Raw genomic sequence first — 25,905 nt, forward strand, 5'->3', positions numbered from 1 at the left:
GTGAAGTGCCTATCGTAGCATTCGGGCAGCACAGAGGCACTGATCGGTTGCTTTTCTGGCCTGGCTTTATAATTATGTTATAACATACCAATCACCTAGGAGTTCTGTAGATGACTCTCAACCATTTGCGCACACTGGCCACGCTTGCGCTCGCCCTCAGCGCACCGCTTTATGCCGCCGACAACCCCTCAGCCCATCAGCACGGCCATGCTGAACTGCAACTGGCCATCAGCGGTGATCGCGCAGACCTGTTTTTTACGTCTCCCGCACACAACCTGCTTGGTTTCGAACATGAAGCGCGAACCGACGAACAGAAACAGCACGTTCACAGCGTTCGCGAATGGCTGGCAACGACGCCCCTGATCAGTACCGGTGACATCGACTGTCAGATCACCGATGCCAACGTCGATATCGAAGCCATGGAGCACCGTGGCCGCCATGATGAAGATGACCATAACCACGAGTACGACGATCATGACCAAACTGAGCAGCAAAGCCACTCGGACATCGAAGTAACTCAGGTCCTCAACTGCCCGGGAATCGATTCAACCAAAGCACTGATCACCGCTCTACCCGAGCAGTTCACAGCCATTTCACAGCTGGAAATCTCCTGGGTCAGCTCCTCAGGTCAGGGCTCAGCTCGACTGAAAGATGGCGAAACAACGTTCAGCCTGGCCCCCTAATATTGCTCGTAGGGAGACACGGCGTCCGCACTGATGGCATAGGATGAGGTACCAATGTCATTCTCGGTGCGCTGAATCATCACCGTTCCCTCAACCCAGATCGGATCGTAAAGAGCCTCGATGGTAAACCCCTCAGGGTATTTGACATGGATAATCTGGTTCGGCGGCGGCGGCGGCACATGAATGCAGGCGCCGTAGTAAGGCACAAGGAAAAACTCGAGGATACGCATGTCCTCGGTTGTTTTCAGCGGCACCACAAACCCCGGAATCCGCCCGGTAACGTTTTCCATCTCAGGAACCACGCGGCCGGTCATGATTTCGTCAGGGAGCAGCGCCGGGCCATCGCCCTGATGCTCGACTTCTGGCATATTCTCCAGCAGCGCCAGATCTTCAGCTGGCATCAGCTCCAGCCAGTCAATTTCCCGAAGCTCTGCATTGGCGCCCATGGCCGCAAACAGCAGGCTTGCCATGGCAACCAGGTGCATCAGTGCCCGGGATGATTTGAGAAAAGCAGGAAGCATCAGATAACGTTCTCCACAAGACGATTTGGACGCCAAAGCATCATACACGGGCAAAGCCACGAGCAACATGAACACAGAGACAGAATCCATGCCCTCAGGTTCCCGAACCACTGCTCCGGCCCTGACCGTGAGTGATCTCCATTTTCGCTGGTCCGCAGACCAACCCTCGCTGTCATTCCCGGACATCCGGCTCGCAGCAGGCGAACACCTGTTCATCCACGGCCCCAGCGGCTCCGGAAAAAGTACCTTTCTGAGCCTGCTGGCGGGAATGCTAAGTCCAGAGAGCGGGACCATCCATATGCTTGGCAACGACATTCACAAAGCCCGAGCCGGGGATCGTGACCGCTTTCGGGCCGACCACATCGGAGTCATCTTTCAGCAGTTCAATCTGGTGCCTTACCTGACGGCGGAAACCAACGTCACACTGCCCTGCAGACTGTCGGATTCCCGCCGCGACGCCACCCATCCCAACCCCATGGCGGAAGCCCATCGCCTGCTGACCGCCCTGACCATCCCCGAGGATCATTGGCATCGCAAGGTCACAGAACTGAGCATCGGCCAGCAGCAGCGCGTTGCTGCCGCCCGGGCGTTGATCGGGTCGCCGGAACTGGTCCTTGCCGATGAGCCTACCTCGGCCCTGGATACCGACAACCGGGATCGTTTTCTCGACTTGCTGCTCACCCTGGCCGAGGAACGCAATACGTCTGTACTGTTTGTCAGTCACGACCGCACGCTGGCGCCGCACTTCCATCACCAGATCGAACTTGATGGAGGCGTGCGATGAAAGCAGCACTGGCGCTCTCGCTGGCACGCGCAAGCCTCTGGCACCGCCGCAAGGTCCTGGCACTCGTATGCCTGACACTGACCCTGAGCGTGACCCTGCTGCTCGGCATCCAGTACCTGCGCACCGAGGTGAAGCAGTCCTTCACCAACACCATCTCCGATACCGACCTGATCATCGGTGCCCGGAGCGGTCAGCTCAACCTGCTGCTCTACACCGTGTTTCACATCGGCAACGCCACCAATAACATCCGCTGGTCCACGTTCAAGCAACTCGAGCAGGACGAACGAATCGACTGGCTGATCCCTATCTCCCTGGGGGACAGCTACAAAGGCTACCGGGTCGTGGCGACGGACGAGCGCATGCTGACTCACTTCCGCTACGGTCAGGGACACGCTCTGGCCATGGCTGAGGGCCAATGGTTTGATGGCGTCTTCGATGTTGTTGCCGGTGCCTCGGTTGCGAAAAGCCTCAACCACAGAATCGGCGACCACATTGTGCTGTCTCATGGTGGCGGCCGCACCAGTTTTTCCAACCACGACCAGACACCTTTCACCGTAACCGGAATCCTCGAGCCAACCGGCACCCCGGTGGATCAGGCGGTATACATCAGCCTGGATGGTATGGAAGCTATGCACATTGGCTGGTCCTCCGGTGTCGCCATCCCCGGGCGCACGCTGACCCCAGAACAGGCCGAAGAGCGCACCTTCACACCGGATGCCATTACGGCGGCCTTCGCCGGACTCGACCGGAAGATCCTGACCTTCCGCGTTCAGCGACAGATCAATGAGTCAACTGCCGAGCCCCTGTCAGCCATCCTTCCGGGCGTAGCCCTCAGTGAACTCTGGCGATTGATGGGTCAGTTCGAGCGCGCCTTGCTGGGCATCACCGGCTTTGTTGTGATCACCAGCCTGATTGGCCTCGTCGCCGTTCTTCTCACCCTGCAGGCCCAACGGGCTCACGAAATCGCCGTACTGCGGGCCATCGGTGCCTCTCCTGCACTGATCGCGGCGCTCTATGTGATCGAGTGTGTGTTGCTGGCGCTGGTTGCCAGCGCGCTGGCGTTGGTACTGGGCGCAGGAGTCATATTGGCCCTGAGCCCCTGGCTACTGGCCGAGTATGGCCTGTACATCCCCCTGCGACCGCTCGACCACACCGAATGGCTGATGCTTGCCGCTGTGCCGGCTGCAGCGTTGCTGGTTGCTCTCTTGCCCGCCCTCAGCACCTGGCGCCAAAGTCGCTCACTGGGGCTGGGAGATACCGGTGAGAAGTGACAGAAGTCACGCCACATGGGCCATGACAACCCTGTAAATTGACCGACTTAGCGTCCACACTTATAGTTACTTGGATTCACAACAACCGATGTTGGGCAAGCCATGGAACAGTCCGAAGTACAGGCATTAGCGGACAAGCTGGACAAGCTGATAGAGCGCTGTCAGAAGCTGGAACAAGACAACGCCACCCTGCGGGAACTGCAGGACGACTGGAACCGGGAACGGGCCCAGCTCATGCACAAGAATGATCTTGCCAAAAACAAGATCGAAGCCATGATTGGCCGCCTTCGCGCCCTGGAGCACCACTGATGTCACAGCAACCCACCACCGTTGAGGTGAAGATTCTCGACAAGGAATACCTGGTGGCCTGCCCGGAGGAAGAGCAGCAGGCGCTGATTCGCGCCGCCCAGCATCTGGATAGCAAAATGCGCGAGATCCGCGCCAGCGGGAAGGTGTTTGGTACCGAGCGCATAGCGGTTATGGCGGCCCTGAACATCACCCATGAACTGCTGGAGCAGGACACCATGTCCGATGCCACCAGCACACTGCTCAAGGCCATGAGCGGCAAATTGGACAGTGTTCTGGGTGAAAAAACCGACACCTGACCAGGCATAGGCGTTTTCCAAATCAGGTGTTGCAATCGGCCCTGCTTATGCCCGTATAATGAGTACAACTTCCTGGGCTGTTCGCGATGGTCGGATACGTCCTCGAGCCGATGCGCACTACCCAGGTGGCTACTTCAGGGCATTGTGAGCACGTCCCCTCGCGGGGAAAGCCTAATATGTCACAGCGGCCACCGACCTTGAACTTTGGGTTCAAGGGCCACATCCGATAACGGCAGCCCGGGAAGCTTTATTTTGAGCCAGTTTATCGCCCCCCAACCCTTCGAATCCCATCCGGATAACCTGACACGAAGCCAACTCAGGCGACACATTCGCCAGCTTCGGCGCTCCCTGAGCGTTGAACAGCAGCAACGGGCATCTGAATACCTCGCGCTTAACCTGCTTAATCATCCGGACCTGCATCGCGCCAGGCACATTGCGATTTACCTGCCCAACGACGGCGAAATCGACCCTCATCTGTATATGAGCATGGCCCGCCGCAAAGGCATTACGTTTTATTTACCGGTACTGCACCCGATCCACGAAGGTCATCTGGTATTCAGCCCCTACCACGACGGTATCAAGCTGACAGCTAACCGTTTTGGCATTCCAGAGCCCTCTTTCAGCGATGGGTTGAAGAGGCCACCCTGGGCACTGGATGCGGTTTTGTTCCCGCTGGTCGGGTTTGACGAGCATGGCGGGCGCCTGGGAATGGGAGGAGGCTTCTACGATCGGACGTTCGCATTCAGCCGATTGCGACCAAGACTGGCGCCGAAGCTCATTGGACTGGCGCACGACTTTCAGAAGGTCAAGGAACTGCCGGTTGAGCCCTGGGATGTGCCCTTACATGGCGTGGTGACGGATCAGCGGTGTTACCGCTTCAGGGGATCATCCAGTCCCTGAACAACGCCAACCGTAACGCTTTCCTGGACCCTGGGCCTGTCTTCTGAGGCCTGAAGGGACGTGAAACCAGTGATTACAAGACCGACAGCAAAGATCAGCACAACGGCTTTAATGATGTCAGGTTTGCCCCCCATGGTACGCGAGTCCTTCAGATGCTTTTGGTAATTTGCAGAAAAATCAGCCAGCTATTTCTGACTTCGAGAATTAGACGAAAGACTAACACGCATCTTCATTTTTACAATTTTTCACTGATTACTATTCTGTAATAAATGCACATTTCTCGGGGCCTGGATAGCCGGAAAATCTCCGGAACTGTGCGGAGCCCGGGATGGCGGAGCCCAAGCGCCACATGGATGTGCTTGAGCGTGTTCCGGCAATTTTCCCGCTATCCAGGCCAACCCCCTATCGAAGCGGGTTATTTCTGATTTCCCGCTCCCAGGAACAACCGATAAGCCTCATTGTCAGTCATGTTCTCGTAGCGGAAACCTACCTTGTCCAGCATCTTCTCGAAATCCGCCACTTCATCATGCTCAACCTGAGCCCCCAGCAGCACTCGGCTATAGGCCGCACCGTGGTTACGATAATGGAACATGGAAATATTCCAGCGAGTACCCAGCGACATCAGGAACTTCAACAGCGCACCGGGGCGCTCCGGGAATTCGAACTGGAAGACCTTTTCATTGGTAATGGCCGGCGCATGGCCACCTACCATATGGCGAATATGCTGCTTGGCCAGATCACTGTCGGTCAGATCGACAACGGAGTAGCCGTTTTCCCGCAGATCCTGCACCAGCTCATCACGGCCATGACCGCCCGCCTGAATCTGGATACCGACAAAAATGGTGGCCTCTGCGCTGTCGGCATAGCGATAGTTGAACTCGGTGATGCTGCGCTTGTGCAAGGCATTGATAAAGGTCTTGAACGCACCTGGCTTCTCCGGGATGGTCACCGCCAGGATGGCTTCGCGCTTTTCGCCAATTTCCGTGCGCTCGGAGATATATCGCAGGCGATCGAAGTTCATGTTGGCGCCGCTAAGCACCCCTGCGAGGTTCTCGCCTTCAATCTGCTCGCGTTCAATGTACTTTTTGATGCCAGCCACAGATAGGGCACCGGCCGGCTCTGCAATGGAACGGGTATCTTCGAACACGTCCTTTATGGCCGCACAGATTTCGTCGGTGCTGACCGTGATCACCTCGTCCACATTGTCCTTGCAGACTTCCCAGGGCGCTTCACCAATCTGTTTGACGGCAACACCGTCGGCGAAGATCCCCACTTCATCGAGCACCACCCGCTTGCCGGCCTTCATCGCTGCCTGGAGACAGTTGGAATCTTCCGGCTCGACACCGATCACCTTGATTTCCGGGCGCAGGTACTTGATGTAGGCCGCCATGCCAGCCACCAGGCCACCACCACCGACCGGGATAAACACCGCATGCAGAGGTTGGGAGTACTGCCACATCATTTCCATGGCAACCGTGCCCTGCCCGGCGATCACGTCAGGATCATCGAACGGCGGAATGTAGGTGTATCCGTGCTTCTTGATCAGCTCCTGGGCATGGGCAGCGGCTTCGTCGAACGCATCGCCCTTGAGGACAACCTTTGCTCCGCGATCACGGACGGACTTCACCTTGATATCCGGTGTCGTCTGGGGCATCACAATGACGGCTTTGATACCCAGTTTCTTGGAGGCCAGTGCAACTCCCTGGGCATGGTTACCCGCCGAGGCGCAAATCACACCTTTGGATTTCTGTTCTTCCGACAACTGCGCAATCCGGTTATAGGCACCACGAATCTTGAAGGAAAACACCGGCTGAAGATCTTCGCGCTTGAGCATAATGTTGTTCGCAAAACGCTTTGACAGGCTTCGGGCTTCAGTCAGGGGTGTTTCGACGGCCACGTCATAGACGCGTGCGTCGAGAATCTTCTTGATGTAGTGCTGCGGCATAGTGGTTCCGGTTGCTGGTGAGTGTCTCGCGAGAAAAGGCCACAGTGTAGAAAGTTTGAACGGTAGCCGTCTATAAGCAGAGCGCCCTAAAAGGCTATAATGCGCGCAAAACCACCCAGATTTTCTGCCGGAGCCCAACATGACCCAGGACGAACTCAAGAAAGCCGTCGCAAAAGCCGCCGTGGACTACATTGCCCCCCACCTGCAAAGTGACAGCATCGTCGGCGTTGGTACCGGCAGCACCGCCAATTTCTTCATCGATATGCTGGCCGAGCTGAAAAACGAATTTGACGGCGCCGTCGCCAGCTCCGACGCTACCGCCGAGCGCCTGAAAGGCCACGGCATACCGGTTTATGACCTCAACAGCGCTGGTGAAATCGAGTTCTACGTGGATGGCGCCGATGAAAGCAATGAGCGGCTCGAACTGATCAAAGGCGGCGGTGCCGCCCTGACCCGGGAAAAAATCGTGGCTGCCGTAGCCAAAACGTTTGTGTGCATTGCCGACGAGTCGAAAATGGTAGGAGTGCTCGGCAAGTTCCCCCTCCCGGTTGAGGTGATCCCGATGGCGCGCAGCCATGTGGGGCGTGAAATCGTCAAGCTGGGTGGTGACCCGGTTTATCGGGAAGGCGTGGTGACCGACAACGGCAACATTATTATCGATGTTCACAACATGGACATCTCCCGCCCGATTCATGTTGAAGAACAGCTCAACAACATTGTTGGTGTGGTCACCAACGGCCTTTTCGCACGTCGCGCAGCCGACCTGCTCCTGCTAGGTACCAAAGAGGGCGTCAAGAGCATTCCCCGCCAGGGCGCCTGACGCAGCCCGAAGGCAACACCACAGAAGCTGGCCTGTCAGGCCAGCTTTTTTATTGCCCGCCCAAAACACAACCAAGCGCTTGCTTGGTAGAAACATTTGCGCGACACTCCGGGTATTCACATCACCAACAGGGAGGCCAGCGTGTCCGACTATTTCAATGATATTCATGAACAAGCACGCCTGAGTGCCCGCAAGTTTGTAAATACCCACATACTCCCCCACATTGATGACTGGGAAGAGGCGGGTGAATTTCCGAGAGAGCTTTACGAGAAGGCGGGCGATGCAGGGCTTCTGGGCATCGGCTTCCCCGAGTCACTGGGCGGCACCGGGGAGGGTGATGTATTCCTGAAGGTTGCCGTATCCGAAGAGCTGATGCGATCCACCTCCGGTGGTCTGGTTGCCAGCCTCGGTTCACTGGATATCGGGCTGCCCCCTGTGGCCAAGTGGGCTCGCTCAGAAGTTCGCGACGAGATCGTGCCGCCGGTTCTGCGGGGCGAGAAGATTTCTGCCCTTGCCATCACCGAGCCCGGCGGTGGCTCGGATGTGGCCAATCTGAAAACCCGTGCCGTTCGGGACGGCGATGATTATATCGTCAACGGCAGCAAGACCTTTATTACCAGCGGCATTCGTGCCGATCATTACACGGTTGCGGTTCGCACTGGCGGCGAAGGTCATGGCGGCATCAGCCTGCTGCTGATCGATCGTGATATGCCTGGTTTCTCCCGGGGCCGAAAGCTGCGCAAGATGGGCTGGTGGGCAAGCGATACTGCAGAGCTCTTCTTCGAGAATTGCCGCGTGCCGGCCAACCGTCTGATCGGCGCTGAAAATGCCGGCTTCATTGCCATCATGAGCAACTTCCTCGCGGAGCGTCTGATGCTCTGCATCATGGCCTATATGACAGCCCAGATCGCCTACGAAGCCGCCGTTGAATACACCCGGCAGCGTCAGGCCTTTGGGCGCAATATATCCGGCTTTCAGGTGACTCGTCACAAGCTGGTGGATATGGCTACCCGTATCGACATTGCCCGGGAATACACCTACCGCTGCGCTGCCTTGATGCAGGCGGGCAAAAATCCGGTCAAGGAAGTGGCGATGGCGAAGAACTTTGCCGTCGAGGTTTGCGAGGAGGTTACGCGGGAGGCGGTTCAGCTGTTCGGTGGTATGGGATACATGCGGGAATCGGTGGTGGAACGCCTGTACCGGGATGCCAAAATCCTGTCCATTGGCGGTGGCACGACCGAAATCATGAAGGAATTGATTGCCAAACAACTTCGGCTTTAGACGCCCTTAGCCCTTTTTACTCAGAGTTAGGGGCAGGTCAGCCTGCTTTCCAAAACCCGCTCCTTGCGGCACATCCATGTGGCGCTTGAGCTCCGCCATCCATGGCTGCGCACAGTTTTGGAAAGCAGGCTGACCCGCCCCGTCAAACGCTGTGCGGGTCCTCCCTGAATTGCCATTCAATTTTCAGAGAGCAATTGCAGTACCTCGGCGTCAATCTGGTGAAGCCTTCCGAAAACGTGGAGCGCCAGGGATGGCGCGACCGAGCCCTACACGGACGTATTCACGGGCGCTTTTCGGAAGGCTTCACCAGATCGATGCTCGCACCATCGCGGGCAGACCTACCAAGGTTTAGTTTCGAACTGCAGCGGACTTCCGTATAATTGCGCCCACTTTTTAACCGCAGTTAAACGTACCTTACGTACCAGGAAGGATCGCACATGCAATTCGATAACATCCCCGCAGGCAAAAACCCGCCTGAAGATATCTACGTAGCCATCGAGATTCCGGCCAACAGCTCCCCGGTCAAGTATGAACTGGACAAGGACATGGGCGCCCTGTTGGTAGACCGCTTCATGGCTACCCCGATGTTTTACCCGGCCAACTACGGTTTCATTCCCCACACTTTGGCCGACGATGGCGATCCTCTGGACGTGCTGGTTGTGACTCCTTACCCGGTTCAGGCCGGCTCTGTCATCCGCTGCCGCCCGGTTGGCGTTCTGAACATGGAAGACGAAGCCGGTGGTGATGCCAAGCTGGTTGCAGTTCCCCATGACAAGCTGACCACCACCTACCACGACGTTCAGGAAATCACTGACCTGCCGGAGCTGCTGCGCAACCAGATCCAGCACTTCTTCGAGAACTACAAGACTCTCGAGCCCAACAAGTGGGTCAAGGTTCAGGGGTGGGATAACGCCGCCGCGGCCAAGAAAGCCATTGAAGAGTCCATCGCAGCCTACAAGGGCTGATTGTTCGGATTCTGCAAGGCATAAAAAAACCGGGCTTGAGCCCGGTTTTTTTATGCTCGAATCGCCCCCCGATTCAGCCCCGTGACAGCAGATCCCGCATGTCACTGATCGCCGCGTTGGCGCGTGACAGGTAGGCTGCCATGGTCAGGGAGTGGTTAGCCAGGACTCCGAAACCACTGCCGTTGAGGATCACCGGACTCCACATGGCCTCTTGAGTACCTTCCAACTCAATAATGATCTGCTTAACGCTGGCCGTGGCGTTCTTGTCCCGGAGAACCTTGCGGAAATCCACCTCGATGGCGCGGAAGATATGCAGGAGTGCCCAGGCGCTGCCACGGGCTTCGTAGAAGGTGTCATCAATCTTGGTCCACGGAGTCTGCACATCAATCGCTCCGGTTTCTTCCGCCAGCGGGTCGTCCTCGTCAACGTTAGCGACCGCATCAGAAACTGAAGCCTTGCCGACACTCTCACCAAGAGTCCGGGAAAGGCTGCCCAGGCGGGTTTCGAGATCGGCCAGCCAGTTGTTCAGGTTATCAGCCCGGGCAAAGAACTGGGCATCCGCCTGCTCCGGTGCAGACAGTCGGTTCAGGTAGCGTTTAAGCGCCTCAATACCCCGTCGATATTCGGCTTCCGTGGAGGGAATCGCCCAGCTTTCGCTGTCGAAGTGGAACTGCGGCTCAGCAATGGTCAGGTCGGCATCCTCTGCGGACTGACTCTGAGAGCGGCTGATATCCTTGCGCATGGCTCGGGAAAGATCACGCAGCTGGACCAGTACGCCGTATTCCCAGTTCGGCATGTTGTCGAGCCAGAGCCCCGGAGGGAAGATGTCGTTGGAAATATAGCCGCCCGGCTTATCCAGCAGGGTTTCGGCAATACGGATCATGGTGACCGTGGTGGCAAAACCCGTCACCGGCTCTCGCTGCATGGCGTTGGCCACGGATCGGGTGTGTTCGCGGACAGAGAACGTCTCGGGCTCGCTGCTCCAGTACATGCCGAGGATAATAGCCACCAACAGGTAGATCACCAGCACGAAAAGCACAAACTTGCCGATTACTCCACTCCCGCCGGCGTAATCCTGTACATCGTCTTTCCGATCCCTGAAATACTGTCTGATCTTGCCTGGCATAGACTCTCAATCCCCTGTCGAATGGTTGTCGGCGGCATACGGCCTGCCAAGATGGTACCCCATGGCCCCGTCGATACCCAGCCCACAGAGTACCGAGTATTCCGCCGCAGTTTCCACCCCAGTCGCAAACACTCTTACGCCCCTGCTGTGGGCAATGCCGATCACGGACTCCACATAGAAGCGATTGTCTGCGTGCGTATCAATATCGTGTATGAAGCTATTGTCGATACGTAGCGCCTGGAATCTCAGATTTCTGAGGTAGGAGAACGGCACACCGCCCACACCAAAACGATCAACCAGCACCGGGATCCGAAGCCGTTCCAAGGCCTTCATAAGCTGCCCTACAGCCGTCCGATGGTGATGTATCGTCTGTTCAGAAATACCAATCCACAGGTTGGATGCCAACGGCCCGGCAGATTCGAGCATAGCGATAACATCGTTGCGGAAACTCTCACTGGCAATCGAGGCACTACCCAGTGAAACGGCCAGAGACCGGTTACGATCGCTCTGCAACCGCTGCAGCACGCGCTGAATCAGCAGACGATCGATATCAGCAATCAACCCGAAACGTTCGGCCATAGGCACGAATATACCGGCCTTGAGCGTGCCCTCGGGGCTGGTGATGCGCGAAAAAACCTGGTGGTAAAAGGGCTCGCTCAGGTTTTCACAGACCATGGGCTGAAGCCAGAGGGACAGATTCTGCTCGCGGATGGCTTGCGAAATAATGACCCGCCAGGTTTCCAAGTTGTGGTGCCCATCCTTGCCGCCATCCGTATGGTGGCACGTGGTTTCTTCCGATCCCTGGGCAACCCGCAGGGCTTCGTCCGCTGCGGACAGCAGATCCCTGATGCCCTGCCCTTCCTGAGTACGGGCCAGCCCTGCATGCACCGCCGTATCCATTGGCGAGGCAAGGTCCGCGTAGACCCCATCCACACGTGTCACGAGCTCACGACACCAGACTCCGGCATCCGCCGGCAGCGCACCCGGCACAAAAATGGCAAACTCGGCCCCGGTTCTTCGACCGGCAAAGGCGTCCGCGTGCTGACTGGTAAATTCATCAACCACTGCAGCGACCTGGAGCAGCAACCGGTCCGCCTCGGCACGACCGTATGCCTGGTTGTAATCCGCAAATCCGGCCAGATGCATCAGTATCAGCACCCCCGGAGCGGCCTTCTCTTCTGACTCGACTTCCACCTTGAGGCGCTGATCAAAGGCGCTGCGGCTGGAAAGTCCGGTCACCGGATCTTCGTTATTTACCTTTCGAAGGTGCTGAATGAGCTTTGCCTGCCCCTCAAACAGCCGCCCCAGATCATCCGTCATCTGGTTCATCGCCTCGGTCACCTGGTTCAGCTCACGGGTTGATCGAACCGTGACCCGCTGCCGGAAATCCCGCTGCCCCAGCGCTTTTGCCTGCTTTTCCAGCTCACCCAACGGTTTGAGTGTTCGTCGAAGCAGGATATAGAGCGCAACGAGCCCAACACCGCCAAGAATCAGCGTGCTCGCCACCAACCAAATCGAAATACGCCAGAGGTCCTCATAGGCGCGGCCGGGATGGCTCACCACCTCCACGGTGCCCAGACGATTCCAGCCCCGCACCACTTCGGCCCGGGCAACAGGCAGCGGGAGCTCTACAACCACCAGAAACCAGGCTGGCACCTCCGCCTGCTGCAAGCCGATGGAGCGGCCGGCGATTTCATTGCCATGGTGATCCAGATAACTGATGGACAGATAGCGACCACTGTCAAACACCGCATCAATCACCGACGACGACGCCACGGGATCGCGGGCGTCAATCGCGTTGGAAAGGGAGAGACCGATGGCCGTGGCGCCATCGCGGGCATGACCGGCTAACTGGCCCGAGACATAGTCCCGGAAAAAGTTATAACTGGTCACGAAGCTGGCGGCCAGAACGAGCACCAGCAGGGTTCCAGTGAAGAGAAGCAGGAGTGCACGCAGGGTTGCCACCCCACGTTGACGGCCTTCCTGTCTGATGCGCTTCCGTGCCATGAGAGCATCTCCGATTGGCTGTGCGCCAGCCGGCTTGAGGTTTGTGACCTGCGCCGCAGAGTTGACAAACATTTACATAGAACAACCTACGCCGACAACTCTAAACACTATAGACTCTCGAAAAGGATTAAGGTTGAAAAATAATCGTCCAGTCAGGGAAGGACGACCAAAAACGGAAGCAGACAGGCCGGAGCACCATGAACGACGAAAGCCAGAAAGAGAAACTCAGGCAGCATTTCGCACGACGTGTGACAACCCAGGCCCGGGTTGTTCTGGACACCTGGCAGAAGATACGCGAGCACAACGACCTGGCCGGTGCCCATCGCGATGAATTCCTCGCAGCCACCGACAAACTGGTTCGTTACGCCCAGCGCTTCGAAATGCACAGTCATGCGGAAGCCGGCCAGAAAATTCTGGACCTTGTCAACAACTGGGGCTCTGGCGAGCCGTTGGATGGCCAGTTGGAGCGTCAGCTCCAGGACGCACTGGAAGCCCTGTCCCAGTGCACCTGTCGGCGGACCGACCAGAACAGCAGCGAAACCCCCAACCAGTACCGGAGAACACCGGTTTACATTGCTCTGGCCAACGAGGAAATGGCTGGCCGCCTGATCCGCCAGCTCGAGTTTTTTGGTTTCCGTGCCTCTGCCTTTTCCAGCTCGGAACAATTGATCGAGGCTTGCTCCCTTCACAAGCCCGAAACCATCCTGATGGACGTGAACTTTGGCGGGGAGAAGAACGCAGGTATCGCATCCATTGAGCAACTGCAGGAACGCCACGACACCCCCATTCCGATCATTTTTGTCAGTGACGAGGATGGCAGCATTGAAACCCGTCTGCGCGCGTCCCGCTGCGGTGGCGAGGAGTTCTTTTTCCCGGCGGTTGATCCCGGCCAGCTGATCGAGAAGATCGAAACCTATACCCATGGCAACACGGTAGAGCCATACAAGGTTCTGGTTCTGGACGATTCCAGAGCGCAAGCCAAATACATGGAGACGGTGCTGAAAAAAGCCGGCATGACGGCTCACATCATTACCGATCCGATGGCCATCATTACCGCGCTTGAGGAGTTTTCTCCGGAGATCATCATCCTCGACATGTACATGCCCGGCTGCACCGGCATGGAAATCGCCCGGGTCATCCGGCAACAGGATCGCTTTCACAGCGTACCGATCATCTACCTGTCTGCAGAAGACGACGTCAGCAAACAACTGCACGCCATGAGCCTCGGTGGCGACGACTTCCTGACCAAGCCTATCGATCCCAAACACTTGATATCCACAATCCATAACCGGGGGCGCCGGGCCCGCTCACTGCTGGCGTTGATGATCCGTGACAGCCTCACCGGCTTGTATAACCACACGCACACACTGCACCTGCTTGAGCAGGAAATTGTTCGTGCCCGCCAGAAAGACCAGCCGCTGTGCTTTGCGATGATCGATATCGATTACTTCAAGAAGGTCAACGATACCTTCGGGCATCCGATTGGCGACCGGGTGCTGCGCAGCCTCTCGATGTTCCTGAAGCAGCGCTTGCGCAAGAGCGACCACATCGGGCGCTACGGTGGTGAGGAGTTCGCCATCATCCTGCCAAACACCCAGGCCAGCGATGCCCGGAACGTTCTGAATGAGATGCGGGAAAGGTTTTCCGAACTTCTGCAGCCTGCAGGAGACCGGGAATTTAACGTCACCTTTAGCTGCGGCGTGGCGGCCTGGGAGGGAGATTCCTCCCAGGCCCTGTGCGAACGGGCCGACCAGGCGCTGTATGCCTCCAAAAATGCCGGCCGAAACTGCGTGACTGCCTCAACCTGACAATCGGACCGCGCTGGCGCTGGTGGATTCAGTCATCCACCAGTGTCATGAACACGGCTGTCTGGTTCAGCAACTGATACGCCACCTCCCCGAACGTCACCGGGCCTGTCAGGCCTGGCGTTTTCTTCCCTTCCAGCCCTGAATGCAGATAGTTAAGGATACAGTTGCACCCAAACACGATCCGACCGGGATTCGACGGCATAGCCTGGGCGAACGCGAGCGGATAGTCACTGACCGGCTTGGCAACACGGTACTGAATGCCCCGAAATACCGGGGCATAGAACTGCACCTCGCCACTGCCCGAGTCGACCGATTGGATACTGACGTTAACCATGGCACCGCAGTAATCCGCTAGCAGGGGCTGACGAGTATCTACACCACGGTCTTCGAAATACTCAGGCAACGCCTTTTGCTCGCCGTTGACCAGGCCCTGCCGGGCTGAGAATCCAGTCTCGGCAAATTCGATATCGTCACCTTCATCCGGCTCGAACAGATTGATCGCATGCACGATGGCTGACGTTCCCGGCGGCAGGCTCCCATGGAGCACCACTGCCTGGTTCTCGTATGATTCTCCGGTCAGGCCGTTGACCACCCTCGGCGTTGTCGCCCCCAGATCGTCCAGGTGCATTCCCGCCACCCAGCCAACCACCGGCTTCAGGTACATCTCCGGGAATCCGGGGGCATTTTCGGCGTATGAACGATGAACCTCGCTACCGGCAGGAAGAATAATGATGGAATAGCCATGCTCAGGTGCGTCCTCCAGAAACGACGGCAGCGACTCCATGTCGTAGGTTTCAATGGAGACCTGCTCGGCATCAAGCACCTGTGCAAACACCCGGTTTCGGTCACAAACGCCGGCTTCAGCTGTCATAAAGTAGGGAGTGGTGCCGGCGATCCAGTTACCTTGAGGCAAAGCGGCCAGCACGGACTCATCACCGGCCAGAGCCAGCGGTACGCCTTTGCCGATCAGTGCCGACACTTCTGCAACGCTCAGGAGGCTGCTGTTTGTGTCACTCATTCTGAGGTCTCCTTCTCGCGAACAGACCTGAGACTCTGCAACTGATCAATCTCATACCCAAGCTGTTTCCGGTGTTTTACAAAGAAACGGCGAATCTCATTAATCCGTATCATCCGCGCTGATTCATCCTCAAGCCGGCCAAATTCCTGCCGGGCACGCGTGAGCAGAAGCCGCAGGCTCAAAAGTCTCGGATTGAGCGATCCCTCTGAGCTGAGAAGCCTGCGCCACGCCGGATCAGAGACAGGCGGGATATCCGGTAGTGCATCCTGCCCGATATCTGCTCCCATCGAATCCGCCAGGGCGGTCAGTTCGGTACCCAGCATGCCCTCCTGAATGGCGTGACGGATCTGCCAGGCCAGATGCACATCAATGTCGAGCAGTTGGCACACCTCCCGGTAGCGCAGCCCCGCCTTCAGGCAGTCAGTGACCTTACGTGCGAGGCCGGTGGTAAATTCTGTGTCAGGCCGCCCGATAAAGCCCACCCCCTTTTCTTCGTCGGACAACCCATCCGTGACGGTCGCGTGGATAAAAGCTTTGTATGCCCCCACATTACTGTGGCGCCAGCGGGATTTCGGCTGGTCAGGCACAACTCGCGCCAACCACCCCTGGCCGCGACCGACAAACGCGTGCAACTCCCGGGTCTGGGTATCAATCCTCAGACGATTGATCGTCCAGGGTTCCTCAATGCCAAGCAGGCGCCGGCATACCTCCGTATCCCTCATAGCGACATCTCCTACATTATTTTTGTTGAGCCGCTTGACAGTGTCTCGCTCTGCAACCCGGGACTAAACTGAACGTTGGCAGCGTATGACCACGACTTCAGAAGCAATGCCACCGACCAGCCCGGCAACTCGAAGGCATCGTAGCCGCGGGTTATGAAACCAACGTCGTATGGAAGTCCGTCACACCCTTGACGACAATGATTGTCATCAGCGGAAAGAACCTGTTGGAATTTGAATGCCGTCTTTTTACGACCAATGGACGACAGGGAAGATTGTCAAAAAGTGTTGATCTGAGAGAAACAAGTACGCACCATTGTGAGAACGTGCTGTGATTTTCGGCGATCCTCTAAAAAAAGACACAAAAGGCAGGCAAAACCATGTCGACAATTCTGGTGCTCCACGGCCCCAACCTCAACATGCTCGGTACACGCGAGCCTGAGGTTTATGGCCACGAGACCCTGGCCGACATCGACGACAGGCTGAAACATCAGGCGGCGGAGAGCGGGCATCACCTGCTTCACCTTCAATCCAATGCCGAATACGAACTGATTGATCGGGTTCACGAAGCCCGGGCCGAGGGCGTGGATTTCATCATCATCAATCCAGCCGCCTTCACCCACACCAGCGTCGCTCTCCGGGACGCCGTGCTCGCTTCGGATATACCGTTTATTGAAGTGCATCTTTCCAACGTGCATGCGCGGGAATCATTCCGTCATCATTCCTATTTCTCTGATATCGCCGAGGGCGTTATCTGCGGATTGGGTAGCCAGGGATACGACTTTGCCCTGCAAGCAGCCCTGAAACGAATTAACCGATAGACCTGACAAAACGGGACTGGATTCACTATGGATATTCGCAAGATCAAGAAACTTATCGAGCTGCTCGAGGAATCTGACGTCGAAGAGCTTGAGATTCAGGAGGGAGAGGATTCTGTTCGCATCTCCCGTCGTCGTGAGCAGGCTGCCGGCACGCAGTACATCAGCCACGTTCCGGCCCCTGCTCCGCAGCCGGCCGCTCCCGCGCCTGCGCCCGCCGCAACGGCTGCAGCTCCGGAAGAGTCCGCACCGGCCGCAGTCAACGGTCACGCTGTGAAATCACCGATGGTTGGCACCTTCTACCGTGCTCCGTCACCCACCGCCTCTGTTTTCGTTGAGGTCGGACAAACCGTGAAAGAAGGCGACGTGATCTGCATTGTGGAAGCAATGAAGATGATGAACCAGATCGAAGCCGACAAGAGCGGCACCGTTACTGAAATTCTGGTCGAGAACGGCCAGCCGGTGGAGTTTGATCAGCCCCTGATCGTCATTTCCTGAACTCGGTGATAGCTACCCATGGCCATGCTAGAAAAAGTACTGATCGCAAACCGGGGTGAAATTGCCCTCCGGATCCTGCGTGCCTGCAAGGAGCTGGGCATCAAGACCGTTGCCGTGCACTCCCAGGTCGACCGCGACCTGATGCACGTCCGCCTGGCAGACGAATCTGTCTGCATCGGCCCGAACAGCCCGCTGGAAAGTTATCTCAACATCCCGACCATCATCAGCGCCGCCGAGGTCACCGATTCCGTGGGCATCCACCCGGGTTACGGTTTCCTCGCTGAGAACGCGGACTTTGCCGAACAGGTGGAGAAAAGCGGCTTCCGTTTTATCGGGCCGTCTGCCGACACCATTCGACTGATGGGTAACAAGGTTTCCGCGATTGAAGCCATGGTCAAAGCCGGCGTCCCAACCGTTCCCGGCTCCGACGGCCCGCTGACCGACGACGATGAGCGCACGCTGAAGATCGCCCGCCGGATCGGCTACCCGGTCATGATCAAGGCCGCTTCCGGTGGCGGTGGTCGCGGCATGCAGGTGGTTCACTCGGAAGCCGCCCTGCTCAAGGGTGTCCAGATCACCCAGAGCGAAGCCCGCAATGCCTTCGGCGACCCGACAGTCTACCTGGAAAAGTTCCTGGAAACCCCGCGTCACGTCGAGGTACAGGTTCTGGCCGATATGCACGGCAACTGCATCCACCTGGGCGATCGCGACTGCTCCATGCAGCGTCGCAATCAGAAGGTAATCGAGGAAGCCCCGGCTCCGAACATCAACCAGGAGTCCCGAGCGCGCACGCTTCAGGCCTGCGTGGACGCCTGCAAGGAAATTGGCTATGTCGGTGCGGGCACCTTCGAATTCCTGTACCAGGACGGTGAGTTTTACTTCATCGAGATGAACACTCGGGTTCAGGTCGAGCATCCGGTCTCCGAGATGGTTACCGGTGTTGATATCGTCAAGGAGCAGCTGCGTATCGCCAGCGGTCTGCCACTGCAATACACCCAGGACGACATCAAGATCTCCGGTCACGCCATTGAATGCCGGATCAACGCCGAAGACCCGAAGACTTTCGTGCCCAGCCCCGGCAAGGTGAAGCATTTTCACGCTCCAGGCGGCAACGGCATCCGGGTGGATTCACACCTCTACAGTGGCTACACCGTACCGCCATATTACGACTCGCTGGTCGCAAAACTGATCAGCTGGGGAGACGATCGTGACGTTGCACGCCGGCGCATGAAGAACGCGCTGGACGAGTTGGTGGTCGAGGGCATCAAGACCAATCAACCCCTGCATAGAAATCTGGTGCGCGATGGTGGCTTTAAACAGGTAGACTTCACCATTCATCACCTTGAAAAACTGATGCGGGACTGACGTCCTGCATCAAATTGCAGGAAACACTATGCCCTGGATACAACTCCAGATCCCAGCTGATCCCGATAATGCGGATCAGCTGGAAGATCTGCTCATGGAACTCGGTTCTGATGCCGTTTCCATGGAAGACGCCGCCGATCAGCCCCTGTTCGAACCCGACCCCGGCACCACCCCACTGTGGAACCAGACCACCGTGACGGGCCTTTTCCAGTCCGACCGCGACATCGACCAGATCTGCGCCGAACTCCGGGATGCCTGGCATCAGCGCACCCAGCAAACGCTGCCGGAAATCGACGTTACCCTGGTTGAGGACAAGGACTGGGAACGCGCCTGGATGGATGATTTCCACCCCCTCAAGTTCGGTGAACGGCTGTGGATAGTTCCGAGCTGGCACGATGCGCCGGATCCGGACGCCGCCAACCTGATGCTCGACCCGGGCCTGGCCTTCGGCACCGGCACCCACCCGACCACCGCCCTGTGCCTGGAATGGCTCGATGGCAAGGACGTCACGGACAAGCAGGTGACCGACTACGGTTGCGGCTCCGGCATCCTTGGACTGGCCGCGTTGCTGCTTGATGCAAAGCATGTAATCGGTGTCGACACGGATCCACAGGCACTCGAAGCCAGCCGCGACAATGCCCGCCGTAACGGTGTCGAAGACAGCAAGCTGGACCTTTACCTGCCCGAGAACGAGCCGGACACCCAGTGCGACATCATGCTCGCCAACATCCTGGCCCAACCACTTATCGGCCTCGCACCCCATCTGGCCAAGTTGACGAAGCCGGGCGGTGACCTGGTACTTTCCGGCATCCTCTCCAACCAGGCCCGGGATGTGATGGAAGCCTACGAGCCCTGGTTTATCATGGACGAGCCGGAGCAGCGCGAGGAGTGGATACGCCTCACAGGACGGCGCAACGACAGATGACGAACGTTCGTGTAACGTCTAAACTCCGACAGTCGTAGTCCAACCGCTTTCAGGAACGAAGCATGCCCCCAAGCAGCCTGCAGACACAGTGCCCGAATTGCCAAACCCGTTTCCGGGTATCCGATGAACAACTTGGTATCGCCAAGGGCAAGGTACGTTGCGGCAACTGCATGGCTGTGTTCAATGCCATTGAGCACCAGGTCAAACCCGGAGCGCCGGCGGACAACTCACCGGAACCGGCTGAAAAGGCAGACGCTCCGGCGGATGCCGGCCCGTCAAACTTCACCGAGGAGGACTTTGTCTTTCAGGACAACCCGGAGGAAGATGCCACCGAGGGTCAGTACGCTGGCACTAAATTGGGGTTCTCCGATGATGAGCTGAGCGACAGTTTCCGGGATATTGACGAGAGCACCGGCCCGTCGGCCTTCCATGATGATCATGACGACGGCGAGTTCGAGCATGTCGACGAAAGCTGGGCCGAGGACATCCTTGCGGAGCCAGACCACGCGCCGCAGGGCAAACCCGCTCCGGAACCCAAGGCCCCGGAGCCGGCGCGGGAGTCCCTGAACCCAGAGCCAATTCAGCCTGAAGCCGCAGAACCTCAGAGGACAACCGAGCAGCCGCACTTCAAAGAAAAGCCCTCGGAAGACAGCTTCTTTATCGAGATTGAAGAAAACGACGAACCGGTCGCCGATGTCGATCCGCAGTCGGCACAACCCGAAGCCCCCATGAGTGCCGCGCCCCCCTTCAAAGATTTACGCCGGGAACCGGTGTCCGTCGGCGACGGTGGCAGCGGAAAGCTGCGCACCTTCTTTTGGTCACTGATTGTCCTCGCATTGATCGGCGTTCTTGTTGCCCAGGTCACCTGGTATCAGTTCGACCGCCTGTCAGCCATTCCAGAGCTACGACCGTTCTACGAGAAAGGCTGTGAGTTCGCAGGGTGTGAACTGAAACCTCTGGTCAACGTTGGCGAGATCCAGAGCAGGAAACTGGTGGTTCGCTCCGACCCGGACAACCGTAACCAGTTGATCGTCGACGCCGTCATCATCAACCGTGCGGAGTTTGAGCAGCCGTTCCCCGCCATCGCACTGACGTTCTCGAACCTGAACGGCGATATCGTGGCCCAGAGTGTTTTCACGCCAGACGAGTACCTTGCCGGGGAAGGCCGCGATCTAGAGGCCATGCCCAGGGAGACGCCGGTGCGAATTGCCATCCAGATCCGCGATCCGGGTCGCGATGCGGTGAATTACAACATCAAGTTCCGCCCCAACAACCGCTAACGACGTAAGCAGGTGTTCACTGAACGCCAGGGCTCAGCGCCCATCGAAGCGAGCAAAAGTCAACCAGAAAGGGCGAAAAATAATCAGTTTTTTCGCTCCGAAGCCCCTTCAATCATGTCGCCCCCAGCGGTATCATTAGCGCCCTTCGGAACACAGATCGATCACTAATTGACCAGCTGCGTCGTTCATACGCTTGCTCAACTCGTTGTAAAAACGGATTCAGATCATGCTGCCGACGGCAAAAATCGGGCCGTACACTTTGCCCAATCCGCTGATCGTTGCGCCCATGGCCGGCGTAACCGATCGCCCGTTCCGGCTCCTGTGCCGGAAACTGGGCGCAGGCCTGGCAGTTTCGGAAATGGTGATCGCGGACAGCAAACTCTGGCATACACGGAAGTCCCGCACGCGCCTCAACCATGAGGGTGAGCCGGAGCCCAGATCCGTGCAGATCGCCGGAGGCGATCCGCAGATGCTGGCCAACGCCGCCAGGATGAACGCTGAGTTTGGAGCCCAGATTATCGACATCAATATGGGATGCCCCGCCAAAAAGGTGTGCAACAAGGCGGCGGGGTCAGCCCTGATGAAAGACGAGCATCTGGTGAGAGAGATTCTGGAAGCGGTTGTCGATGCCGTGGACATCCCGGTCACCCTAAAAATGCGCACCGGCTGGGATACAGACAACCGCAATGCTCCAGTTATTGCCCGAATGGCTGAAGACGCCGGTATTAAGGCTCTTGCGGTTCATGGCCGTACCCGCGCAGACAAGTACAACGGCGACGCGGAATACGACACCATTGCCGAAGTCAAATCCAGTGTCGGGATCCCGGTATTTGCAAATGGGGACATTACTTCTCCGGAAAAGGCACGTCATGTGCTGGCACACACCGATGCCGATGGCTTGCTGATCGGCCGAGGAGCTCAGGGCCGCCCCTGGATATTCCGGGAAATCCTTCATTACCTGGAAACCGGGGAGCACATGCCAGCGCCCTCTCTGGATGAGGTAGAAGCCATCCTGACCGGGCACCTGACAGAACTGCATCATTTCTACGGCGAGACAATGGGCGTACGCATCGCCAGGAAGCACGTGGGCTGGTACCTGCAGTCCCATGACCCGAGCAAGCAATTCCGAAAAAGCTTTAACGCCATCGACGATGCGTTGGAGCAGAGAGACGTTATTCAACAGTATTTTGAAGGTTTACGAAATCAAGAGGTATTCGCAGCATGACCGCTGAGACTTTGGCAAACGACAACCTGAGCACTCCTGCCAGTGACGACATTCACCAGCTCCAAACGGTGAACAACAGTGGCAACGCCGTCACACTCCGTGACAGCGTCGAGCTTGCTCTGAAGAACTATTTCGCCCAACTGGATGGCGCACCGGTAACCGAAGTTTACCAGCTGGTACTCTCTGAAGTGGAAGCGCCTCTTCTGGAGCAGGTGATGAAGTACACCCGCAACAACCAGACCAAGGCATCCACCATGCTCGGTCTGAACCGCGGGACCCTGCGCAAGAAGCTGAAGCAGTACGGTCTGCTATAATCCAGACACCCTGATTTGATAAGGGCCTCCCGGACACCATTCGCGAGGCCCTTATTCGTTCATCTCCAGCGAAGAAAGTGACTCATGGCAAACCAGGCTAACACCCCCGTCCGTCGCGCATTGATCAGCGTGAGTGATAAAACCGGCATCGTCGAATTCGGCCGTGCCCTCGCCGACCGTGGCATTGAACTGCTCTCAACCGGCGGGACCTTCCGTCTGCTCCGGGAGAACGACATCCCGGTGACCGAGGTGTCTGATTACACAGGCTTCCCGGAGATGATGGACGGCCGCGTCAAGACGCTGCACCCCAAGATTCACGGAGGCATTCTCGGCCGTCGCGGTACCGATGATGCGATTATGGGCGAGCATGGCATCAACCCGATCGACATGGTCGTCGTGAACCTTTACCCGTTCGAACAGACGGTCGCCAACCCGGACTGTGACCTCGCCACCGCGATTGAGAATATCGACATCGGTGGCCCCACCATGGTTCGCGCTGCGGCGAAGAACCACAACGATGTTGCCATCGTGGTGAATGCCTCCGACTACACCCGGATTCTCACGGAGCTGGAAGCAAACAACGGTGAACTGCCCTATGAGACCCGCTTTGATCTGGCCGTGAAAGCGTTCGAACACACCGCGGGTTACGACGGCGCCATCGCCAACTATCTGGGCGGCCGCACCCCGGACAACGACAACGCGGCCTTCCCCCGCACCTTCAACGCCCAGTTCGTTAAGGTTCAGGACATGCGTTACGGTGAAAACCCCCATCAGCGCGCGGCCTTCTACGCCGAACGCGCGCCGAAAGAAGCCTGCGTGGCAACCGCCAAGCAGCTGCAGGGCAAAGAGCTGTCCTACAACAACGTCGCCGACACCGACGCTGCACTGGAGTGCGTGAAGCCGTTCGCCGATCCGGCTTGTGTTATCGTCAAGCATGCCAACCCCTGCGGCGTGGCCATTGGCGCTGACATCCGGCAGGCCTACGACCTGGCTTTCGCCACCGATCCCACATCGGCCTTCGGTGGCATCATTGCCTTTAACCGTGAGCTGGATGCGGAAACTGCCAAAGCCATCGTTGACCGCCAGTTCGTGGAAGTGATCATTGCCCCGACCGTCGCGCCGGAAGCCGCGGAACTGGTAGCCGCCAAGAAAAACGTACGTCTGCTGGCTTGCGGAGAGTTTGATGGCGAGCGCGCTCAAACCATGGATTACAAACGCGTGACTGGCGGCCTGCTGGTTCAGGATCGCGACCTGGGCATGGTGGCCATGGAAGACGTCAAGGTGGTCACCGAGCGTCAGCCGTCCGAACAGGAACTGAACGACCTGCTATTCGCCTGGGAAGTCGCCAAGTACGTCAAATCCAACGCCATTGTCTACGCCAAGGCCGGGCGCACCATCGGCATTGGCGCCGGTCAGATGAGCCGGGTATACAGCGCCAAGATCGCTGGCATCAAGGCCGCAGACGAAGGCCTGGAAGTACCGGGATCGGTCATGGCCTCCGATGCGTTCTTCCCCTTCCGCGACGGCATCGACGCGGCAGCCGCTGCTGGCATTAACGCGGTCATCCAGCCGGGTGGCTCCATGCGCGATCAGGAAGTGATCGACGCTGCCAACGAGCACGGCATCGCCATGGTATTCACGGGCATGCGCCACTTCCGTCACTGATACCGGACACAGAAGGATTCCGAGCATGAACATTCTTGTTATTGGCAGTGGCGGACGCGAACACGCCCTGGCCTGGAAAGCGGCCCAGTCTCCCGACGCAGACCGGGTATTCGTTGCGCCCGGCAACGCCGGTACCGCCCGGGAGCCGAGGCTGGAGAACGTCAACATTGACGTTATGGATATTGAGGGCCTGGCCAGCTTTGCCACCAGCAATCAGGTCGGCCTGACCATCGTGGGCCCGGAAGCGCCTTTGGTGGCCGGCATCGTCGATACCTTCGAAGAGCGCGGCCTTCGCGTCTTCGGCCCGAGTGCGGGTGCGGCCCAACTGGAAGGTTCCAAAGCCTTCACCAAGGATTTCCTGGCACGCCAGAAGATTCCGACTGCGGGTTACGGCAACTTTACCGATGTGGACGAGGCGCTGGCCTATGTTCGCAAACAGGGCGCTCCGATCGTGGTCAAAGCCGACGGACTGGCCGCCGGTAAGGGCGTTATCGTCGCCATGACCCTGGAAGAAGCCGAAGACGCCATCCGTGACATGTTGGCAGGCAATGCGTTCGGCGACGCCGGCAGCCGCGTGGTGATCGAAGAGTTTCTGGAAGGTGAGGAAGCCAGCTTTATCGTGATGGTCGATGGTGAAAACGTGCTGCCAATGGCCACGTCCCAGGATCACAAGCGGGTTGGCGACGGCGACACGGGCCCCAACACCGGTGGCATGGGTGCCTACTCACCGGCTCCGGTGGTGACCGCCGATGTACACCAGCGCATTATGGACGAAGTCATCTACCCCACGGTTCGGGGCATGGCAGCCGAAGGCCATCCCTACAAAGGCTTCCTGTATGCCGGCCTGATGATCGACAACAGTGGCGCCCCCAAGGTCATTGAGTTCAACTGCCGGTTCGGCGATCCGGAAACCCAGCCGATCATGCTGAGAATGCAGTCGGACCTGGTGGCTTTGTGCAACGCCGCCATCGACGGCAAGCTTGACCAGTGCAGCTCCGATTGGGACGACCGCGCGTCCGTCGGCATCGTGCTGGCTGCAGGAGGTTACCCGGGCAGCTATAACAAGGGCGACGTAATTTCCGGGCTGCCGGAGTCAGAAGTGGAAGGCGAGAAGGTGTTCCATGCAGGCACCAAACTCAACGGCGATGACGTGGTCACCAGTGGCGGCCGTGTAATCTGCGCCACGGCTCTGGGCAGCACCGTCACTGAGGCCCAGAAGCGTGCCTACGATCTGGCATCCAGGATCAGCTGGGACGGTTCGTTCTACCGTAAGGACATTGCCTATCGGGCCATCGTCAGAGAGCAATCCTGACCCAGTCCACGGTATCCGAGCCCGGTCATTGACCGGGCTTTTTATTTCGA

Annotated in this window: 25 protein-coding genes and 1 other RNA gene; 20 read left to right on the top strand and 6 right to left on the bottom strand. The window is 57.9% G+C overall.

Annotation, left to right across the window (positions count from 1 at the left end):
• The first annotated feature begins 110 nt into the window (after positions 1-110).
• Positions 111-683 carry a ZrgA family zinc uptake protein gene (locus D777_RS12365; protein ID WP_036132570.1) on the top strand — a complete coding sequence of 191 codons (573 nt, stop codon included), beginning with the start codon at positions 111-113 and terminating at the stop codon, positions 681-683.
• Here the strand turns inward: D777_RS12365 and D777_RS12370 are convergent.
• The gene (locus D777_RS12370) at positions 680-1,168 is read right to left on the bottom strand and encodes a DUF3299 domain-containing protein (RefSeq protein WP_150112650.1); all 489 of its coding nucleotides are present in this window, start codon (positions 1,166-1,168) and stop codon (positions 680-682) included. The genes D777_RS12365 and D777_RS12370 overlap by 4 nt on opposite strands.
• Before the next feature lie 103 nt (positions 1,169-1,271).
• Between D777_RS12370 and D777_RS12375 the strand changes: the two genes are divergently transcribed.
• The 6 genes from D777_RS12375 to D777_RS12395 all read left to right on the top strand — a co-directional run bounded on the left by D777_RS12375 (position 1,272) and on the right by D777_RS12395 (position 4,764).
• Positions 1,272-1,988 carry an ABC transporter ATP-binding protein gene (locus D777_RS12375; RefSeq protein WP_036133079.1) on the top strand — a complete coding sequence of 239 codons (717 nt, stop codon included), beginning with the start codon at positions 1,272-1,274 and terminating at the stop codon, positions 1,986-1,988.
• Positions 1,985-3,259: an ABC transporter permease gene (locus tag D777_RS12380; protein ID WP_036132576.1), complete on the top strand. Its 1,275-nt coding sequence runs from the start codon at positions 1,985-1,987 to the stop codon at positions 3,257-3,259. The genes D777_RS12375 and D777_RS12380 overlap by 4 nt, the downstream gene beginning before the upstream one ends.
• A 102-nt stretch (positions 3,260-3,361) precedes the next feature.
• On the top strand, positions 3,362-3,568 hold the full coding sequence (locus D777_RS12385; RefSeq protein ID WP_036132578.1) for a TIGR02449 family protein: 207 nt from the start codon (positions 3,362-3,364) through the stop codon (positions 3,566-3,568).
• The gene (locus D777_RS12390) at positions 3,568-3,864 is read left to right on the top strand and encodes a cell division protein ZapA (RefSeq protein ID WP_036132580.1); all 297 of its coding nucleotides are present in this window, start codon (positions 3,568-3,570) and stop codon (positions 3,862-3,864) included. Before D777_RS12385 ends, D777_RS12390 begins: the two co-directional genes overlap by 1 nt.
• A 66-nt stretch (positions 3,865-3,930) precedes the next feature.
• A non-coding RNA gene (gene ssrS / locus D777_RS17755) (6S RNA) lies at positions 3,931-4,112 on the top strand.
• A gap of 4 nt (positions 4,113-4,116) precedes the next feature.
• Positions 4,117-4,764: a 5-formyltetrahydrofolate cyclo-ligase gene (locus D777_RS12395; RefSeq protein ID WP_036132582.1), complete on the top strand. Its 648-nt coding sequence runs from the start codon at positions 4,117-4,119 to the stop codon at positions 4,762-4,764.
• A 415-nt stretch (positions 4,765-5,179) separates the two neighbouring features.
• Here the strand turns inward: D777_RS12395 and ilvA are convergent, their stop codons facing one another.
• The gene (gene ilvA / locus D777_RS12400) at positions 5,180-6,754 is read right to left on the bottom strand and encodes a threonine ammonia-lyase, biosynthetic (RefSeq protein WP_227501772.1); all 1,575 of its coding nucleotides are present in this window, start codon (positions 6,752-6,754) and stop codon (positions 5,180-5,182) included.
• Between the two features lie 94 nt (positions 6,755-6,848).
• Between ilvA and rpiA the strand changes: the two genes are divergently transcribed.
• From rpiA to ppa, 3 genes are all read left to right on the top strand, one after another.
• Positions 6,849-7,529: a ribose-5-phosphate isomerase RpiA gene (gene rpiA, locus D777_RS12405; RefSeq protein WP_036132587.1), complete on the top strand. Its 681-nt coding sequence runs from the start codon at positions 6,849-6,851 to the stop codon at positions 7,527-7,529.
• A gap of 141 nt (positions 7,530-7,670) precedes the next feature.
• Positions 7,671-8,810, top strand: coding sequence for an acyl-CoA dehydrogenase family protein (locus tag D777_RS12410; protein WP_036132592.1), 1,140 nt, complete (start codon positions 7,671-7,673; stop codon positions 8,808-8,810).
• Between the two features lie 437 nt (positions 8,811-9,247).
• Positions 9,248-9,775, top strand: coding sequence for an inorganic diphosphatase (ppa, locus tag D777_RS12415; RefSeq protein ID WP_036132596.1), 528 nt, complete (start codon positions 9,248-9,250; stop codon positions 9,773-9,775).
• 73 nt (positions 9,776-9,848) lie between these two features.
• On the opposite strand, the gene D777_RS12420 is transcribed toward ppa, so the two are convergent.
• Together D777_RS12420 and D777_RS12425 are read right to left on the bottom strand one after the other, a co-directional pair.
• Complete coding sequence (locus D777_RS12420) at positions 9,849-10,901, bottom strand: DUF2333 family protein (protein WP_036132601.1); 1,053 nt, start codon at positions 10,899-10,901, stop codon at positions 9,849-9,851.
• Between the two features lie 6 nt (positions 10,902-10,907).
• Positions 10,908-12,908, bottom strand: coding sequence for a bifunctional diguanylate cyclase/phosphodiesterase (locus D777_RS12425; RefSeq protein WP_036133082.1), 2,001 nt, complete (start codon positions 12,906-12,908; stop codon positions 10,908-10,910).
• A gap of 197 nt (positions 12,909-13,105) precedes the next feature.
• On the opposite strand from D777_RS12425, the gene D777_RS12430 reads away from it, so the two are divergent.
• Positions 13,106-14,716, top strand: coding sequence for a diguanylate cyclase (locus D777_RS12430; protein ID WP_036132602.1), 1,611 nt, complete (start codon positions 13,106-13,108; stop codon positions 14,714-14,716).
• Between the two features lie 28 nt (positions 14,717-14,744).
• On the opposite strand, the gene D777_RS12435 is transcribed toward D777_RS12430, so the two are convergent.
• Both D777_RS12435 and D777_RS12440 read right to left on the bottom strand, forming a co-directional pair.
• Positions 14,745-15,734, bottom strand: a complete 990-nt coding sequence (locus D777_RS12435) for a DUF6976 family protein (RefSeq protein ID WP_036132604.1) — start codon at positions 15,732-15,734, stop codon at positions 14,745-14,747.
• Positions 15,731-16,456 (bottom strand): hypothetical protein, encoded by a 726-nt coding sequence (locus D777_RS12440; protein WP_036132606.1) that lies wholly within the window; start codon positions 16,454-16,456, stop codon positions 15,731-15,733. The genes D777_RS12435 and D777_RS12440 overlap by 4 nt, the downstream gene beginning before the upstream one ends.
• A gap of 377 nt (positions 16,457-16,833) precedes the next feature.
• Between D777_RS12440 and aroQ the strand changes: the two genes are divergently transcribed.
• The 9 genes from aroQ to purD all read left to right on the top strand — a co-directional run bounded on the left by aroQ (position 16,834) and on the right by purD (position 25,855).
• Positions 16,834-17,274 carry a type II 3-dehydroquinate dehydratase gene (aroQ, locus tag D777_RS12445; RefSeq protein ID WP_036132608.1) on the top strand — a complete coding sequence of 147 codons (441 nt, stop codon included), beginning with the start codon at positions 16,834-16,836 and terminating at the stop codon, positions 17,272-17,274.
• 27 nt (positions 17,275-17,301) lie between these two features.
• A complete protein-coding gene (accB, locus tag D777_RS12450; RefSeq protein WP_036132614.1) occupies positions 17,302-17,769 on the top strand; it encodes an acetyl-CoA carboxylase biotin carboxyl carrier protein in 468 nt (155 codons plus the stop codon).
• A gap of 18 nt (positions 17,770-17,787) precedes the next feature.
• A complete protein-coding gene (accC, locus tag D777_RS12455; protein ID WP_036132618.1) occupies positions 17,788-19,134 on the top strand; it encodes an acetyl-CoA carboxylase biotin carboxylase subunit in 1,347 nt (448 codons plus the stop codon).
• A 28-nt stretch (positions 19,135-19,162) separates the two neighbouring features.
• Positions 19,163-20,059, top strand: a complete 897-nt coding sequence (prmA, locus tag D777_RS12460; RefSeq protein WP_036132621.1) for a 50S ribosomal protein L11 methyltransferase — start codon at positions 19,163-19,165, stop codon at positions 20,057-20,059.
• A gap of 62 nt (positions 20,060-20,121) precedes the next feature.
• Positions 20,122-21,339, top strand: coding sequence for a DUF3426 domain-containing protein (locus D777_RS12465; protein WP_036132624.1), 1,218 nt, complete (start codon positions 20,122-20,124; stop codon positions 21,337-21,339).
• 226 nt (positions 21,340-21,565) lie between these two features.
• Complete coding sequence (dusB, locus tag D777_RS12470; RefSeq protein ID WP_036132627.1) at positions 21,566-22,564, top strand: tRNA dihydrouridine synthase DusB; 999 nt, start codon at positions 21,566-21,568, stop codon at positions 22,562-22,564.
• Positions 22,561-22,878 carry a DNA-binding transcriptional regulator Fis gene (gene fis, locus D777_RS12475; protein ID WP_036132631.1) on the top strand — a complete coding sequence of 106 codons (318 nt, stop codon included), beginning with the start codon at positions 22,561-22,563 and terminating at the stop codon, positions 22,876-22,878. Before dusB ends, fis begins: the two co-directional genes overlap by 4 nt.
• Before the next feature lie 84 nt (positions 22,879-22,962).
• The gene (purH, locus tag D777_RS12480) at positions 22,963-24,543 is read left to right on the top strand and encodes a bifunctional phosphoribosylaminoimidazolecarboxamide formyltransferase/IMP cyclohydrolase (RefSeq protein WP_036132632.1); all 1,581 of its coding nucleotides are present in this window, start codon (positions 22,963-22,965) and stop codon (positions 24,541-24,543) included.
• Between the two features lie 25 nt (positions 24,544-24,568).
• On the top strand, positions 24,569-25,855 hold the full coding sequence (purD, locus tag D777_RS12485) for a phosphoribosylamine--glycine ligase (protein WP_036132633.1): 1,287 nt from the start codon (positions 24,569-24,571) through the stop codon (positions 25,853-25,855).
• Positions 25,856-25,905: the final 50 nt, after the last annotated feature.

This window comes from Marinobacter nitratireducens (assembly GCF_000708045.1).
Classification (GTDB): Bacteria; Pseudomonadota; Gammaproteobacteria; order Pseudomonadales; family Oleiphilaceae; genus Marinobacter; species Marinobacter nitratireducens.

Coding starts and splice junctions, on each gene's coding strand:
- D777_RS12365 (WP_036132570.1), top strand. CDS start 111: ATGACTCTCAACCATTTGCGCACACTGGCCACGCTTGCGCTCGCCCTC.
- D777_RS12370 (WP_150112650.1), bottom strand. CDS start 1,168: ATGCACCTGGTTGCCATGGCAAGCCTGCTGTTTGCGGCCATGGGCGCC.
- D777_RS12375 (WP_036133079.1), top strand. CDS start 1,272: ATGAACACAGAGACAGAATCCATGCCCTCAGGTTCCCGAACCACTGCT.
- D777_RS12380 (WP_036132576.1), top strand. CDS start 1,985: ATGAAAGCAGCACTGGCGCTCTCGCTGGCACGCGCAAGCCTCTGGCAC.
- D777_RS12385 (WP_036132578.1), top strand. CDS start 3,362: ATGGAACAGTCCGAAGTACAGGCATTAGCGGACAAGCTGGACAAGCTG.
- D777_RS12390 (WP_036132580.1), top strand. CDS start 3,568: ATGTCACAGCAACCCACCACCGTTGAGGTGAAGATTCTCGACAAGGAA.
- rpiA (WP_036132587.1), top strand. CDS start 6,849: ATGACCCAGGACGAACTCAAGAAAGCCGTCGCAAAAGCCGCCGTGGAC.
- ppa (WP_036132596.1), top strand. CDS start 9,248: ATGCAATTCGATAACATCCCCGCAGGCAAAAACCCGCCTGAAGATATC.
- D777_RS12420 (WP_036132601.1), bottom strand. CDS start 10,901: ATGCCAGGCAAGATCAGACAGTATTTCAGGGATCGGAAAGACGATGTA.
- D777_RS12425 (WP_036133082.1), bottom strand. CDS start 12,908: ATGGCACGGAAGCGCATCAGACAGGAAGGCCGTCAACGTGGGGTGGCA.
- D777_RS12430 (WP_036132602.1), top strand. CDS start 13,106: ATGAACGACGAAAGCCAGAAAGAGAAACTCAGGCAGCATTTCGCACGA.
- D777_RS12435 (WP_036132604.1), bottom strand. CDS start 15,734: ATGAGTGACACAAACAGCAGCCTCCTGAGCGTTGCAGAAGTGTCGGCA.
- D777_RS12440 (WP_036132606.1), bottom strand. CDS start 16,456: ATGAGGGATACGGAGGTATGCCGGCGCCTGCTTGGCATTGAGGAACCC.
- aroQ (WP_036132608.1), top strand. CDS start 16,834: ATGTCGACAATTCTGGTGCTCCACGGCCCCAACCTCAACATGCTCGGT.
- accB (WP_036132614.1), top strand. CDS start 17,302: ATGGATATTCGCAAGATCAAGAAACTTATCGAGCTGCTCGAGGAATCT.
- accC (WP_036132618.1), top strand. CDS start 17,788: ATGGCCATGCTAGAAAAAGTACTGATCGCAAACCGGGGTGAAATTGCC.
- prmA (WP_036132621.1), top strand. CDS start 19,163: ATGCCCTGGATACAACTCCAGATCCCAGCTGATCCCGATAATGCGGAT.
- D777_RS12465 (WP_036132624.1), top strand. CDS start 20,122: ATGCCCCCAAGCAGCCTGCAGACACAGTGCCCGAATTGCCAAACCCGT.
- dusB (WP_036132627.1), top strand. CDS start 21,566: ATGCTGCCGACGGCAAAAATCGGGCCGTACACTTTGCCCAATCCGCTG.
- fis (WP_036132631.1), top strand. CDS start 22,561: ATGACCGCTGAGACTTTGGCAAACGACAACCTGAGCACTCCTGCCAGT.
- purH (WP_036132632.1), top strand. CDS start 22,963: ATGGCAAACCAGGCTAACACCCCCGTCCGTCGCGCATTGATCAGCGTG.
- purD (WP_036132633.1), top strand. CDS start 24,569: ATGAACATTCTTGTTATTGGCAGTGGCGGACGCGAACACGCCCTGGCC.